Source organism: Saccharibacillus sacchari (genome assembly GCF_037722395.1).
In the GTDB taxonomy this organism is placed as follows: domain Bacteria; phylum Bacillota; class Bacilli; order Paenibacillales; family Paenibacillaceae; genus Saccharibacillus; species Saccharibacillus sacchari_A.
On record NZ_JBBKAR010000018.1, the window covers coordinates 20,174 to 34,625 of the forward strand.

A 14,452-nucleotide genomic window follows, 5' to 3' on the forward strand; every position below is an offset into this window, starting at 1 on the left:
GTGGAGAATGGAAGCTGTTTTTCTGATAAAGACACCGAGAACGGGCATACATACAGACTGTCGGCAATAGATAAAGGGAGAGGATGAACATAGGAATGGAAGGGTTAACGCAACAGGAAGAAAAGAAAAACGAATATGCGCTGGAGGTCAATATTGACGAAGCAGGGTATTCATCGGGCGACCCTTGTGTACGCGGAGTTTCATTTAAAGTAGCGAGCGGAGAGCTTGTTGGATTGATCGGGCCGAACGGAGCGGGAAAAAGCACAACCATCAAGGCCATTTTGAAGCTCGTTCCTCATGTAAAAGGGGAGATCGTGCTGGGTGGTTCCGGGACGTACGCGTATGTTCCCGAGCAGCCTCTCTATTACGATACCTTGACGTTGTGGGAGCATCTGTCATTGGCCGGAGCTGCTTATGGAATGGAAGAACAGGACTTCGAGCGCAGCGCAAACGAGCTGCTGGAGCGCTTCCGGATGACGGATGCCCGCGACAAGCTGCCAGGAGGCATGTCGAAAGGAATGAAGCAGAAGATGATGCTGATGATCGGATTTTTGCTGAAGCCGGATATCTATATCGTCGACGAACCGTTTATCGGGCTGGACCCACGGGCGACAAAGGATTTCCTGCGCCTATTGGACGAGGAATGCAAGCGGGGAGCCGGAGTGTTGATGTGCACGCATGTGCTGGATACAGCCGAGAAAATTTGCGATTATTTTGTACTGCTTTCTGACGGGCAGACGGCGGCTCAGGGGGATCTTGCGCAGATTCAGGCAACAAGCGGACTTGCGGAAGGGGATCTATTCGACTGTTTTGAGGCATTGACGGTATGAGCCGCAACTCGGCATTTGCAGGACTTGCCGCTCCGGGAGCGTTATTTCGCCGCAGATTGCACGACTATATCGCCAATGAACGTCGCAACCTGCTGTTGGTCGTCGATTGGGTGGTGGCGTTATACATCATCATTCCTTTTGGCTTGCTGGGCCTGCGTTATTATTACGGGTTCTGGCATGGGGAAATTCCGGCAGCATTCGCACACATTCCGTTAGCTGCGTTGGGGCTTGTTCCGCTCGTAACGGCGCTCGCTTCGCGTCCGATTTTGCTGCTGGAGCAGGCGGACGCCGTCTTTTTGAGACAGCAACCGGGATGGCTGCGCGGTTTGTTGGGAAGGGCGGGTATAGGGTTTGCGGTTTTTCAGATTGGCAAATCGGTATTGATTCTGCTCGTCTTGCTGCCTTTTCTAAAAGAGGGCTATCAGCTTTCTTGGGCAAGCCTTGCGATTCTATGCCTGATGGTTTGGACTTTGCACTCGGTTGTCGGAATGCTTCTGCATTTTGCGGGAGTTTTCCGAAAGGAATGGTGGAAACATGGGGCATTCATTCTGGGAGCGATAGCGGCTTGCGCATTATTTATTTGGGCTATGGCTAACGGTGCGGTAATCGGTGCGCTCGTTGCTTTATTATTTGGTATGGCCGCAGGGGTTCTGATCGGCAAACGTGCTTTGCTGTCCCATCATTTCGAGGAAAGTACGGCGGTCGATTTGGCTGCGCGACTTCGCTTCACAGCGCTTCTGTTGTCCCAGTCGATAGATAAGCCGCGTTTGCCGAAGCAGAAAGTGCGGCTCCTGCGACGTTCAGGGCCACTGCTACCCAGCTTCATGGGCAAATGGCAGACCCGTCAAGTCGCGGATGCCGCACTCAAAAGCGCACTGCGTGAACGGGGGTATGCGCGTATGTACCTGCAATTTTCGAGTGTGAGCCTAGCCGCTACCGTCGTCGGTCCGCTGTGGGTCGGATGGATTGTCGTGCCGCTGATGCTGCTGTTGTTTTCGATGTGGCTGAGAGGGCTTTGGTTGCAATTCGCCGAGCATGCTTTTCCGCCCGTTGCGACCATGGATCGCGGACGGCTCGACTCGGCTTGCGGACCTGCGGTAGGGCTTCAAATGTTGCCGATTGCTTTTGCTTTGAGTGCTTGCCTGGGTGTGAAAATGTTTGCGGCCTGGTGGGGAGCTGTAGCGCTGGGCGTTCCGGGAGCGGCTGCGGGGATGCTGCTGGCGTATATGCTTGCGGCATTTTGGCAAAAGAAAGACGGTGCAGCTTAGAGCGTGTCTTCAAACCTGCCCCGGCACGAATATTGCCAGGTCGTGTTGCAAAAAAAGCAACCTAGCGCTTTTAATTCTCCTCATTTTCAAGCTACGTTGCATATTCGGCAATCTGCAAGATTTAAACACGCAAAAACCAAGTATAAGCGGTTTTTACATTGCTTTTTTGTCAATGTAACTTTCCTAAGTGGACGATTGTAAATTCTACGTTGCCTAAAAAGCAATCCCCATACGCAGCTTCGCCGGTTTTTGTAAAACGATCTAAAAGTCTCAAGTCCTTTAGCTTCTATTAATAATACAAAAAAAGCCGTCCGTCTTCATGACCGGGTTCGGCTTTTCTTTTTCATCAAGTTCATCAAGTTTCACTTCGCAAAGCCCGTTCCGCCGCGCTTGTTCCTGCCGCATGTCCGGTCGAAAACGCCGCCGTAATATTATATCCCCCGGTGTAGCCGTGAATATCCAGCAGCTCTCCGCAGAAGTACAATCCTCCGGTGAACTTCGACTCCATCGAATGCGGGTCGATCTCCTTCAAATGAACGCCGCCGCCCGTAACAAAAGCGTCTTCGATCGACAACGTGCCGTTCACCGGAATCGGGAAAGCTTTGATCAGCTTCGCAAGCTCCGTCCATTTGGCTTTCGGAATATTGTCGTGCGTCAGCATTTCGTCCAGTTCCGCGCGTACGAGCAGCAGAGGGATCAATTTTTCCGGCACAACCGTTTTCAGCACGTTCTTAATCGCCTTCTTCGGATCGGCTGCCGTCAGATTGAGCGTCTCGCGATACACGTCGTCGGCGCTGCGGTCCGGCATCAGATCGACCGTCACGCGCACCGTGCCGCCGGCCTGCTTATCCAGCTCTTTGACCACGTACTGGCTGCAACGAAGCGCCGCCGGGCCGGACAGGCCGAAGTGCGTGAACAGCATGTCTCCCGTATGCGTGACGAGCTTTTTGCTTTTGGCGTTCCAGACGGTCAGTTCGATATCGCGCAGCGACAAGCCCTGCAATTCCTTGCTCTGGATAAAAGCCGCGCCCGACGTGATCGGAACCTCGGTCGGGAACAGCTTCGTGATCGTATGGCCCGCCGCTTCCGCCCACGGATAACCGTCCCCGGTCGAGCCGGTTTTCGGAACGGACTTGCCGCCGACCGCCGCGATCACGCAGGACGCGGAGATTTCTTGGCCGTTTTTCAACCGAACGCCCGACACTTGCCCGTCCGCATACAAAATACGTTCCACCGGCGTGTTGATCCGCACTTCGACGCCGAGCGAGCGCACCCGTCCGACCAGCGCGTCGACGACGGTTTTGGCGCGGTCGCTCACCGGGAACATGCGTCCGTTGTCTTCTTCTTTGAGCGCGATGCCCAAGCTTTCGAAAAACGCGATAATGTCGCGGCTGCCGAATTGCGACAGCGCGCTGTACAAAAACCGGCCGTTGCCGGGAATCCATTTGATCAGATCGTCGAATTCTTTGTTGTTGGTCACGTTGCAGCGTCCGCCGCCCGAGATGCCGAGCTTGCGCCCCAATTTATCGCCTTTGTCGACAAGCAGCACGCGCGCGCCGCTTTCGCCGGCCGCCACGGCTGCCATCAATCCCGCCGAACCGCCGCCGACGACGATTACGTCATAATCCAAAATACATCTTCCTTTTCTTGCGTCCGGCCTTTGCCCGTAAGCGGATCGTCGGACGTTTATTCATGATTGCTTCCATCATAGCATAATCCGCTGCGCGTCATGATCCCGTTTAAAAATGATAGGTATATTGAATCAGGAGAAAGGTTGTGTTTTAATCGAAGTAGATGCGTTTACCTTTTTATTGGAAATTCCATGAGACAAGACAAAGGGGAGAAGGTAGATGGAGCTATTCAAGTTGTTTATCATCCAAGTCCTATTCGCCGTTTTGCCTATCCTTTTGTTGACTCCGTTCGAAACCTTTTTTCGCCGCTTCGTTTCTAAACCGCTTTCTGCCTCCAAATCCGATTATGTCGTTCAAGCTTTTACCGCCGCTTGCGCCGTTTCCGTGCTGCTTTGCTGGTTGCTCGATCTGGGCAGCGCGCGGATCGACGGGCAGCTCGCCCTGCTTCCCGCTGCTGTAGGCATCCTGTACGGATTGCCGCGCGTAGGTCTTTTTTTGGCTGCGCTTTACGGGTTGTCCGGCTTTTTGTTTGTCGGAACGGATCAAGCCGATTATTTGTGGATCGAAACGTTGGCGCTATTGCCGCTGGTCGTTGCGCGAGCCAGACTGCTGAGATTAAGTCGTCCGCTGCGTATCGTGCTGCTGGCGGTCTGGATGTGCGGCGCGTACACGCCCCATCTGATCGTGCATATTCAAGAACATGCCGGAGTGTCCGCGTGGCCGTTGGTCGTGGTTGAGCTGTTGGCGGCTTTATTATCCGGCGCTTTGCTGCTGCTGTCCCGACGGGCGGCGACCGACCGTTTTTTGCGGGAAGAACAAGCCGGGCTGATGCGGGAAAAAGTGGTCGAAGAAGAAACGAAACTTCAGGCTTTTATGCGTACGCTGCCCGGTTTTGCGCTGGCTTTGGATCGTTCGCGCCTGATTACGGCGATCAACGATCAGGCTTTCGCCGCGCTGCAAAAAAAGTCGCCGTCGATCGGCCGCGAAGCCGTTGTCGGCAAAACGTTCGAAGAATTGCTGATGTCGATCGGACTGGCGCCCGACCCCGTGTTTTTACAAGCACTTGATACGGCTACCGAGCAAAATTGCACGGTCGAGCGTACGCTTTCGTTCGGCAGCCGACGTTTTCGCTTTCATGCCTCGCCTACGCATACGGGAAAAGGCGAAGTGATCGGCACCGTATGCAGCATTTACGAAATCACGGAAATCGAGCGGATGCGCACCGAGCTGGAGCATATGAATAGACTCAGCATGATCGGACAGATGGCCGCCAGCGTCACGCACGAAGTACGCAATCCGATGGCGGTCGTGCGCGGCTACCTGCAACTTTTGCAGAAAAAAACGCCCGCCGATTACGATCATTACTACGAAGTCGTGCTTCAGGAACTGGACCGCGCGACCGGGATCATCGACGATTTCCTGTCGCTTGCGCGCACGCAACCCGATCTGAGCGAGACGCGCAGCCTGAGCCTGGTGGTCAAAGAGCTGATGCCGCTGCTGCAAGCGGACGCGAATCTGCGCGGCCAGACGCTGCGGCTGGAGACGGACGGGACAACGGAAGCGATGCCGATGCACTCCGGGGAAATCAAGCAGCTCGTACTCAACTTGTCGCGCAACGCGATGGAAGCGATGGACGATCAGGGCGAACTGGTCGTGCGCGTCGAAGAATCGGAAGATTCTTTCCGGCTGCGGGTGACGGATAACGGCCCGGGCATCCCGGAAGAAAAAATCGAACAGGTTCGCCAGCCTTTTTTTACGACGAAAGAACGCGGTACCGGTCTGGGACTTCCGTTATGCGCGGGGATCGCGGAGCGGCACGGCGGGAAGCTGACGATCGAATCGGAGCCGGGAAAAGGAACCGAAGTGACCGTCGAGTTCGCCAGAACGTAAGCGCGGCGAGTACCATGACCGCTTAAGAGGTTAGGTTACGCCCCTCGAAAACCCGCTTAACCCGTGCGTGTTTCCGATGAACGCAAACCTTTGATTTGATGCGGTCAAAGTACGAGCATAAGCAATTACGGAAACGGCTTTCCTTTCGTTAGGGAGGAAGGTATAATGGAGGCACATCAACGACTTGGAGGAGTGAATCGAATATGGCTATGTCTTTCGATCAATATATGCGCGACATGATTCAACCGATGCGCGACGAACTGACCACACTGGGCATTCGCGAACTGCGGACGCCGGAAGAAGTGGAAGAGAATCTTCCGAACGCTTCGGGCACGACGCTTGTCGTGATCAACTCGGTGTGCGGCTGCGCCGCCGGACAATGCCGTCCGGGCGTCGCCCAAGCGCTGCAACACGAGAAAACGCCAACCAACCTGTTCACGGTATTCGCCGGACAGGATAAAGAAGCGACGGCGCAAGCGCGCGAATACTTCGCGCCGTACCCGCCTTCTTCGCCTTCGATCGCGTTGTTCAAAGACGGCGAGCTGGTACATTTTATCGAGCGCCATTCGATCGAAGACCGTTCCGCCGGCGATATCGCCGACGATCTGACGCGCGCTTTCGACGAGTTCTGCGGATAACAGCTTGACCAACCTCAATCAGAGGTTTACGTTTAACGCCGACAAAGTAACCCTCCGGATTTCCGGTAAGCGTCGCGGAAAAAGCTTCGGCCGGACGATCCCGTCCGCCGGAGCTTTTTTACATCGCAATCAGGTCGCTTGACGCCAATGAATGTGAAAAAAAACACCGCGTAAGTTCGATGTCAGGCCGTTGCGGGTATAATGGTGAAGAAAGCTTCATATTTCGGGTAGTCAAAGGAGAGGATTCACGATGAGTTTGCAACAACAAATTATCGCCGAATTGGGCGTGCAGCCTACGATCGAGCCGGAAGCGGAAATTCGCAAACGGGTCGATTTCCTGAAACAGTACGTGCTTGCGGCGGGCGCCAACGGTTTGCTGATCGCGATCAGCGGCGGCGTAGACAGCGCGGTCGCGACGGGACTGTGCAAACGCGCCACCGACGAATTGACCGAAGAAAACGGCAAAGAGTATATCACGCTCGGCGTGTTCCAGCCTTACGGCGACCAGTCGGATATCGAGCACAGCTACGCGACGGCGAAAGCTTTTAACCTGACGCATACGATCGAAACGAATATTCAGGACGCCGTCGACCATGTTTCGCTGACGGTAGAGAAAAGTTTCGAGAAACTGGATATCAACAATCCGAAAAAAATGACCGACAAAGGCAAAGGCAATATCAAAGCGAGAACGCGCATGGTCGTGCAGTACGCGTTGTCGTTCGAAATGAACCTGATCGTCGTCGGCACGGACCATGCTTCCGAAGCCGTGACCGGTTTCTATACGAAGTGGGGCGACGGCGCGGTCGATATTACCCCGTTGTCCACGCTCAACAAACGCCAGGTCCGCCAAGTAGCTTCCGCGCTGGGCGTTCCGGCCGAGATCGTGACCAAAGCGCCGACGGCCGGATTGTGGGTCGGGCAGACCGATGAGACGGAACTCGGCATTACGTACGACGAGAACAGCGACTATCTGGAAGGCAAAGAAGTGTCGCCGGATGTGCAATCGCTGTTGGAGAACTTCTACAAAAGAACGGCGCATAAGCGGAACCCGATTCCGGGCATCTGATCGCGGGACGCGCTCGGCATTTTCGCTTCGGCACCGGGCCGGACCTGCACGTCGAAACGACCTTTTTGCCCGTCGCTGCGCGGGGATAAAGGTCGTTTTTTGGTCGTTTCGAACCGCCGCCCGCCGAACGAGGAATGGGGGGCGGCGAAACGCGTATTTTTAAGAAGGAAAAGGAAGCCGGTTTTGCAGTTCCAGGCGCAGTTCGTCGATCTTGCGGATTACCGTTTCTTCGTCGCAAAGCACGCAGTCCGTCGACAACGGACGCAATCCGGCGTGTTCGCCGACGCAGACCGATCTCGCGGCGCGGCGGAACATCGGCATATCGTTGGCATCGTTGCCGAAAGCGATAAATTCGCCCGAGCGCAGCCCCGCCCGGCGCAATCCGTTCCATTTGTCGATTCCCGTCGGACTGATATCGAGAATCTGTTCCGTTCCGTGTTCGGACACAACGACGGGCAGCCGCTCCAGCGAAGCGCGCAGGCGCTCGGAATCTTGACTGCGCAAGATCACGACCTTCGCGATCTTTCCGAGCGAAGCCGTCGGCAGGTTTTGCGCCAGGCCGTGCGGATCGAGATTGCGGCGGATCGGATGATTTTCGTCGCCGGAAAAACTGTAATGCCAATCGCCGTCGATCAGGTAATCGGCGCGGTGTTCGTCGACGAGCGACAGCAGGCTTTGCGCGGTATCGGCATCGAAAAACGCTACGAAAACCTGGCGTCCGCCCGTATGGACGAAGCTGCCGTTGCCGCCGATCAGCGCGCAGCCGTGAAGATGCGGAGGCAGCACGGGCAGCAAATCGCGAATCGGCCGGGCCGAAGCGAACACGACTTCATGCCGGTCTTCGATCAGCCGGTCCAGGCAAGCGATCATGTTGACGCCGAGCGGCTCTCCGCGGTAACAAATGGTTCCGTCCAAATCAAATACGAATTTCATGGTTCGACCTCCTTGTTTTCCCCATCAGCATACTGCTGTTTTTCGAGGCCCGGAAGGACCGATGTCCGCGACAATGCCAAGGAGGTTTTGATATGCGAATAGATGATGATCCGGAACGGATACGGGCGTACATGTCCGAGCATAGTTTGGAGTCGATGTTTACCGATCCGTCGAATCTGGATTTTCAATTGCGGGAGTACGAAAAAGGCGAGACCGTCATGGCGGAAGGCGACCGGATCGACGGATTGTATATTCAAGTCGAAGGGCAAGCGAGGGTGTCTTCGAACGTCGAGACGGGAAAGTCGCTGGTGCTGCGTTTTTGCCATCCCGTCTCGTTGTTCGGCGATCTCGAAATCGTTCGGCGTCTGGACGTGCAGTCCGACGTAAAAGCGGTTCAAGATTGCGTGTTTCTGTTTATTTCCACGAGTAGCGTCGAACGTGACTTGATGCGCGACGAGCGCTTTTTGAACGAGTTGCTTCGGCATATGGCGTACAAGCTGCATACGTGCACGATCGCGTCCCGCGTCAATCTACTGGCTTCGGTCGACGAACGCCTGGCGACTTATCTGATTTCGACGCGCGCGCAAGGCGGGTTCGGCAAAGAACTGCACAGCACGCAGACGGCGGAGATCGCGTCCGTGATCGGAACGACGCAGCGCCATCTGAACCGGGTGATCCAAAAGTTCGCCGATCGGAACCTGCTGAGGCGGGAAGAGGAAGGATTCGTCGTCACGGATTGGGAGCGGTTGGACGAGATTTCGCAAGGCATCCGCTACTGACCGCCGCGAATTATCCGCTGTCGGCCTGACGGTATGCGCTAACGAACGCTTCTTGCACGCTCAGGACAGATACAGCTCGAAAGCGGCGTCGTATTCTTGAGGATGGTATTTTTCGTGCGCGGATAGCAGTTCAGTTTGCGCGTGCTGAAGGATGTTCCGGTATTCCGCGCTTGCGCTTCCGGTGCCGGACATACGGCCTACCGCGTCGCGGCTATGTTCGAAGCTGCGTTCGACCAATGCCCAGTGCCGCGCGTACTCCGCTTTGGTCATGCCGATCAGGGTGAGGATTTTGTAGAGCGCGATCAGCGGTTCCAGATGCGCTTTGACCACGTCGATCGAGTAAAATTGTCCCAGCGTGAACTTGATCTCGACGTCCAGATCCGCGGTTCCCGCCGTTTCCAAAATCACGTTCGTCGGCGTATGTTCGAAATAATTGTAACGCAGAATCTGCCGCTTGCTGCTGATCGCTTTTTGCCCGTCGACATGGATCATGCCGATATTGGTGAACGCGTATTCGTCTTTGGCGGACTTGAGCAGGAAATAAAGCTTTTCGTTCATTTCGGTAAAAATGTAAGCTTGCGCCTGACAGTTGGCGAATTCGGACGGAGGAATGACTTTGCACTTATCCGACATGCCGGTAAGATCCGAAGTGACGCGCGAGAAAATGTTACGGGACAAAAAGATTCCGCCTTTCGATTATGGAGTACGATCCAGATAGGTAGGGGGCTTGTGGAATCTATTTTACCCGATGCGAATACAGAATCAAAGCAGCGCATCGGAGGACGGCGGAAGCCGGGAGTATGCGACGAATACGTTAAGCAAAAAGCGCGACAGGTGAACGATCCCGGCTTGCCGAAGAAAGAGGAACTGGAGTTCGGTGTAGTCTCCTGATACAATATAGGGCGGAAGCCGGCGATTCGGAGCTGGAAAATAGAAGCCGGAAGCTGAAAGTCGAAAGTTTGAAAACCGGAAGTCGAAAATCCGACGCTGGAGGTTTGACGAGTCGGAGCGGGCCGGAGCGGATGGTCACTCGTTATTACGCGCGGCGTCGAAATACCTGCATATATCCAGTTAATTCGAATTTATAACGTTGGAAGACCGAATACCTGCATATATCCAGTTATTCGCAGAGAACTATCGCAATCACGCGTGAATCGCTTCATTTAGATGGAGATCTGCATTTATTTTCCCGAAAACAAAGAAAAACGTAAAAATAAATGGATATATGCAGGTATAGGTCTGTGCGACGGAGATGAGATGTGTTGGCTATAGATCGAGATCCGTTAACAAGAGGCACGAAAAAAAGCCTGCGATCGACAAGATTCGGAGCATAAAAAGAGTCGGAACAGGCAAGCGCGAAGCGGAGGAACGACAGAATGATTTACGGAATCGGTCACGACCTTTTGGAAATCGGACGTGTCGTTCGGGTGTTGGACGGGCGGCAGGGAGAGCGGTTTTTGCAGCGGGTGTTGACCCCGGCGGAACTCGGCATCGCGCGAGAGCGGGGAGCGAGATTGGCGGAGTTCGTTTCCGGGCGTTTTGCTGCCAAGGAAGCAATCGTCAAAGCATTGGGCTGCGGAATCGGCCATATGGTTGGATTTGAAGATATCGAGATCGTTCCGGATAAGCTGGGCAAGCCCGGCGTCACGCTGTCAGATGAAGCCTGGAATAGGTTGAGTCTGGCGGGAGGGAACGGTTATGTCATACATTTGAGCATTACGCATCAGCCGGGGATGGCTTCGGCCTTCGCCGTAGTGGAAAGGACGACATCATGAGCAGCGAAACGCAAACAAGCCTGGATGCAGGCAAGCAAGTCGGGGCAGGTGCGGCCGGCGAGACGGCAATCAGCGTATGGGAACGGATCGTCGGTATCGAAGCTGCCGAGAGCCGCGAATATTTCAGCCGGGAGCTGCTGGTCTGGTATGATCGCAGCAAGCGGGATTTGCCGTGGCGCAGGCATCGCGATCCGTATTTTATCTGGGTGTCGGAAATTATGCTTCAGCAGACCCGGGTCGATACGGTAATTCCGTACTTCCATCGGTTTATTGAGCGTTTCCCGACGATTCGCGATCTGGCGGAAGCACCGCAGGAAGACGTCGTGAAGATGTGGGAGGGGCTTGGTTATTACTCCCGGGCTCGGAATCTGCAAGCGGCCGCGCAGCAAATCGTCGAACTGCATGACGGGCAGATGCCTTCGGCGCGAGAGCATGTTTTTGCGTTAAAAGGAGTCGGTCCGTATACGGCAGGCGCTATTCTCAGCATCGCGTTCAATCAGCCGGAGCCTGCGGTCGACGGCAACGTGATGCGTGTGCTGTCGCGCTACTTCCTGATCGAGGACGATATCGCCAAGCCCAAAACGCGGATCGGGATGGAAAAGATCATTCCCGGCTTGATTCCCGAAGGGCGGGCGTCGGACTTTAACCAGGCGCTAATGGAACTCGGAGCGCTGATCTGCACGCCGAAATCGCCGCATTGCCTGATTTGTCCGGTCATGGAGCATTGCCGGGGCCGGATCGAAGGCATGGAGCGCGAGCTTCCGGTCAAAACAAAAGCCAAAAAGCCTCGGCCCGAGCAGCGTTTGGCTATTTTGCTGGAAGGTTCGGGCGAGAATGAGGGGCGCGTGCTGGTTCGTCGCCGTCCCAAGACCGGGCTGCTGGCGAGCATGTGGGAAATTCCGCATGTAGCGGCAGCGGGCGAAGACTTGGGCATCGACGTGGTTCAGCTCGAAGAGCTGCTGGAGGATCGCGGGTTGGCATGGTCGCCGATGACGGCTTATATGACCGCCGAGCATACGTTCAGCCATATTCATTGGACCATGCGGGTGTTGATTGCGCGTGAGCAGCCGGATGTGCTGGCCCAGCTAGTCGCCGAGAGCGGCGTTCCGTACGAAGTAGCGGTGCCGGAGTCGGCAGTTGAACCGGAGCTTCGTTTCGACACGGAAGATTCGGGCGAAGAATGGCGCTGGGTGTCGCCGGAAGATATGCAGGAGATCGCATTCCCGAACTTATTCTCGCATATTTTGAATACGTATTTCGAGGACGGAAACAAGCTTTGATACGTCGTCGACGCAACTCGGTCGTGGCATGTTCCTACCTGCATGGAAAAAGCGAGAAGTAGAATTCCAATGGAACGCATATCCTTTAGCCGCTCTTTTTTGAGAAGTTTTGATTTTAACGGAACAGAGAAGCGCTTAGACGGAAAAAAGGGGCTTAAAAGCTTGAAAACTTCCTCTTTTTCGATTCTAAGTGTCATTTCGTTCCGTTAAAAATCTCAAACGCGCGATTTGGGTTTCGAAGCGTCTGCTGGTTCCGTTAGAGTCTTCATCCAGGATTTATTCCAACTACTCCGCGTCTCATAAAAGCTTCACTTCACACATGAATCATGCAAAAAACGCCGATCCCGGAGGATCGGCGTTTTTGTGTATCGGTTGTTCCGGCATAACCGGGCAACCGTTTATTGCGATAGGAATCGAAACTTATTTTGCTGCTGCAAAACGCTTCGACACTTCATCCCAGTTCACTACGTTCCAGAACGTCGAGATGTAGTCCGGACGTTTGTTTTGGAATTTCAGGTAGTAAGCGTGCTCCCAAACGTCCAAGCCGAGGATCGGAGTCAGACCTTCGAAGATCGGGCTGTCTTGGTTTGGAGTGCTCGTTACAGCCAGTTTGCCGTCTTTGCCGACAACCAGCCATGCCCAGCCGCTACCGAAACGAGTCGTAGCTGCTTTAGCGAAGTCTTCTTTGAATTTATCAAAGCCGCCGAGGTCGCTGTCGATTGCCGCTGCCAGGTCGCCGGATGGAGCGCCGCCGCCGTTTGGTCCGATAACCGTCCAGAACAGGCTGTGGTTGTGGTGTCCGCCGCCGTTGTTGCGAACAGCGGTGCGGATGCTTTCCGGTACGCTGTCGAGGTCGCCGATCAGCTCTTCCAGGCTCTTGCTTTGCAGTTCCGGAGCGCTTTCCAGAGCAGCGTTCAGGTTTGTTACGTATGTGTTGTGATGGCGATCGTGGTGGATTTCCATCGTCTGTGCGTCGATATGAGGTTCAAGCGCGTCGTTCGAGTACGGCAGTGCTGGTAGTTCAAAAGCCATGATAAGATTACCTCCTGCTTAAGTTGGATTTAACGACGTTGCCCGGCTAAGTGATGTAGCTTACATAGGATGTACACAGGGACGTCCTTACACCTTATTAAACAGGATCACTTTCTTTAAATCAATAGGTCATTTTTTCTCCGTGACTTTTTTTGGCGCAAAAAGAGCCTCTCAATTGTTAAAAAGATCATACCGATGTAAAAGGGTCTTCGCTTATGATGGAGCCGTGCACGCAGCGCCGAAAAACGCGCGAAAAGCGTTTGCATGGTGGCGAAAAAACTCGAAATCCGATACTCTTCAAATAAAAATAATGTTTTTTCGTGTCACTTATGGTTTAATAATCGTGTGAGTAAAGTAAATCCACCGGCAACCTCGTATTTTTTCTGCCTTTTTTGTAAACTCGCGTCTTTCTTTCTGTAAAAACCTGACTCAAGTAAGCGTTTGCGAAAAGTTTATACCGATGATTTTCATAGCAGGGTCGTGTAACGGCAGACCAGTGTGCTGGCCGTTTTATGTTATGGACGTCAGAAGTTGCTTTTTTGCATGAGCTGCCATTTCCAAAGAAGAAGGGGATTTAAGCATGAACGTTCGTTCTTTTCAATTGAGTGATTCCAGTCGTGTCACGGAACTTCTGCAGGTCGCTTTATCCGAAGAGTGTTATGAAAAGACGATTGGTCCTTTTTCCCGGCAGCTGTCCTGGGATTCGGAACTGATCTTGGTAGCGGAAGACGGAGATGAACTCGTGGGCGTGATGATCGGTACGATCGAGCGCGATATGGGTTGTTACTACCGAATCGCCGTGCATCCGGATTATCGTCGGCAGGGAATCGGCAAAGCATTGGTTGCCAAGCTTGAAGGACGCTTCCAACAGCGTAAAGTCAACACTATTTTCGTATCGGGCGACGAGCACAATTCGCCTGCGCTGCCGTTGTACGAAGCGATGGGATATGGAGCAAACCGCATCCTGAACGCATTCCAGAAGCTCAGTATTCTGGCCGTACACTAAAAGGCAAAGCGCACAAATTCATCCGAGAGCGGGGAGCATTCGGATGCGGCTAATCAGCCGGAGCGTATACACATATGCGGGTCCCCGGGAAGGAACCGCTTGAATTTGCATAGGCATGCCCGTTCCCTCGGGCGCCTGTACGACGATATCGTCGGTACGGACGCTGGAGAGCACGGGGATGCTTTTATTTTTTGCAACTCGATTTTTAGATAGATTCGCGGTAAAATGGAAGAAGTCTTACATCCGATTTTTCGATAAGGAACAAACCGAAAAGCGCTTCCGGAATAGGTTTACGATCCGGAACTAGCGCCTTTTTTTGCGGAT

At 54.0% G+C, this 14,452-nt stretch carries 13 protein-coding genes; 9 read left to right on the top strand and 4 right to left on the bottom strand.

Annotated elements, in window-relative coordinates; translation table 11 throughout:
• The first annotated feature begins 95 nt into the window (after positions 1-95).
• Positions 96-830 (top strand): ABC transporter ATP-binding protein, encoded by a 735-nt coding sequence (locus WKI47_RS05870; protein ID WP_340226240.1) that lies wholly within the window; start codon positions 96-98, stop codon positions 828-830.
• Positions 827-2,098 carry an ABC transporter permease gene (locus WKI47_RS05875; RefSeq protein ID WP_340226241.1) on the top strand — a complete coding sequence of 424 codons (1,272 nt, stop codon included), beginning with the start codon at positions 827-829 and terminating at the stop codon, positions 2,096-2,098. Before WKI47_RS05870 ends, WKI47_RS05875 begins: the two co-directional genes overlap by 4 nt.
• Before the next feature lie 355 nt (positions 2,099-2,453).
• On the opposite strand, the gene WKI47_RS05880 is transcribed toward WKI47_RS05875, so the two are convergent.
• Positions 2,454-3,728: an NAD(P)/FAD-dependent oxidoreductase gene (locus tag WKI47_RS05880; protein ID WP_340226242.1), complete on the bottom strand. Its 1,275-nt coding sequence runs from the start codon at positions 3,726-3,728 to the stop codon at positions 2,454-2,456.
• Between the two features lie 220 nt (positions 3,729-3,948).
• Between WKI47_RS05880 and WKI47_RS05885 the strand changes: the two genes are divergently transcribed.
• From WKI47_RS05885 to nadE, 3 genes are all read left to right on the top strand, one after another.
• Positions 3,949-5,619 carry an ATP-binding protein gene (locus WKI47_RS05885; RefSeq protein WP_340226243.1) on the top strand — a complete coding sequence of 557 codons (1,671 nt, stop codon included), beginning with the start codon at positions 3,949-3,951 and terminating at the stop codon, positions 5,617-5,619.
• A 203-nt stretch (positions 5,620-5,822) separates the two neighbouring features.
• Entirely contained in the window at positions 5,823-6,257 is a 435-nt protein-coding gene (locus WKI47_RS05890; RefSeq protein ID WP_340226244.1) for a BrxA/BrxB family bacilliredoxin, read from the top strand.
• 250 nt (positions 6,258-6,507) lie between these two features.
• A complete protein-coding gene (nadE, locus tag WKI47_RS05895) occupies positions 6,508-7,323 on the top strand; it encodes an ammonia-dependent NAD(+) synthetase (protein ID WP_340226245.1) in 816 nt (271 codons plus the stop codon).
• A 159-nt stretch (positions 7,324-7,482) separates the two neighbouring features.
• Here the strand turns inward: nadE and WKI47_RS05900 are convergent, their stop codons facing one another.
• Positions 7,483-8,256 (bottom strand): HAD-IIB family hydrolase, encoded by a 774-nt coding sequence (locus WKI47_RS05900; protein WP_340226246.1) that lies wholly within the window; start codon positions 8,254-8,256, stop codon positions 7,483-7,485.
• A gap of 92 nt (positions 8,257-8,348) precedes the next feature.
• Here WKI47_RS05900 and WKI47_RS05905 point away from each other — a divergent pair, with 92 nt between their 5' ends.
• Positions 8,349-9,035 carry a Crp/Fnr family transcriptional regulator gene (locus tag WKI47_RS05905; protein ID WP_340226247.1) on the top strand — a complete coding sequence of 229 codons (687 nt, stop codon included), beginning with the start codon at positions 8,349-8,351 and terminating at the stop codon, positions 9,033-9,035.
• A gap of 60 nt (positions 9,036-9,095) precedes the next feature.
• Here the strand turns inward: WKI47_RS05905 and WKI47_RS05910 are convergent, their stop codons facing one another.
• Positions 9,096-9,713: a PH domain-containing protein gene (locus tag WKI47_RS05910; protein ID WP_340226248.1), complete on the bottom strand. Its 618-nt coding sequence runs from the start codon at positions 9,711-9,713 to the stop codon at positions 9,096-9,098.
• A 698-nt stretch (positions 9,714-10,411) separates the two neighbouring features.
• Between WKI47_RS05910 and acpS the strand changes: the two genes are divergently transcribed.
• The gene (acpS, locus tag WKI47_RS05915) at positions 10,412-10,810 is read left to right on the top strand and encodes a holo-ACP synthase (protein ID WP_340226249.1); all 399 of its coding nucleotides are present in this window, start codon (positions 10,412-10,414) and stop codon (positions 10,808-10,810) included.
• Between the two features lie 95 nt (positions 10,811-10,905).
• The gene (gene mutY, locus WKI47_RS05920; RefSeq protein ID WP_425355438.1) at positions 10,906-12,090 is read left to right on the top strand and encodes an A/G-specific adenine glycosylase; all 1,185 of its coding nucleotides are present in this window, start codon (positions 10,906-10,908) and stop codon (positions 12,088-12,090) included.
• Positions 12,091-12,510: 420 nt separating this feature from the next.
• Here mutY and WKI47_RS05925 read toward each other — a convergent pair whose 3' ends face one another.
• A complete protein-coding gene (locus tag WKI47_RS05925) occupies positions 12,511-13,122 on the bottom strand; it encodes a superoxide dismutase (protein WP_340226251.1) in 612 nt (203 codons plus the stop codon).
• Between the two features lie 580 nt (positions 13,123-13,702).
• Between WKI47_RS05925 and WKI47_RS05930 the strand changes: the two genes are divergently transcribed.
• Positions 13,703-14,128, top strand: coding sequence for a GNAT family N-acetyltransferase (locus WKI47_RS05930; RefSeq protein WP_340226252.1), 426 nt, complete (start codon positions 13,703-13,705; stop codon positions 14,126-14,128).
• Positions 14,129-14,452: the final 324 nt, after the last annotated feature.

Bases quoted from the DNA above. Each gene is read 5' to 3' on its own strand.
- WKI47_RS05870 (WP_340226240.1), top strand. From the start codon at position 96: ATGGAAGGGTTAACGCAACAGGAAGAAAAGAAAAACGAATATGCGCTG.
- WKI47_RS05875 (WP_340226241.1), top strand. From the start codon at position 827: ATGAGCCGCAACTCGGCATTTGCAGGACTTGCCGCTCCGGGAGCGTTA.
- WKI47_RS05885 (WP_340226243.1), top strand. From the start codon at position 3,949: ATGGAGCTATTCAAGTTGTTTATCATCCAAGTCCTATTCGCCGTTTTG.
- WKI47_RS05890 (WP_340226244.1), top strand. From the start codon at position 5,823: ATGGCTATGTCTTTCGATCAATATATGCGCGACATGATTCAACCGATG.
- nadE (WP_340226245.1), top strand. From the start codon at position 6,508: ATGAGTTTGCAACAACAAATTATCGCCGAATTGGGCGTGCAGCCTACG.
- WKI47_RS05900 (WP_340226246.1), bottom strand. From the start codon at position 8,256: ATGAAATTCGTATTTGATTTGGACGGAACCATTTGTTACCGCGGAGAG.
- WKI47_RS05905 (WP_340226247.1), top strand. From the start codon at position 8,349: ATGCGAATAGATGATGATCCGGAACGGATACGGGCGTACATGTCCGAG.
- acpS (WP_340226249.1), top strand. From the start codon at position 10,412: ATGATTTACGGAATCGGTCACGACCTTTTGGAAATCGGACGTGTCGTT.
- WKI47_RS05925 (WP_340226251.1), bottom strand. From the start codon at position 13,122: ATGGCTTTTGAACTACCAGCACTGCCGTACTCGAACGACGCGCTTGAA.
- WKI47_RS05930 (WP_340226252.1), top strand. From the start codon at position 13,703: ATGAACGTTCGTTCTTTTCAATTGAGTGATTCCAGTCGTGTCACGGAA.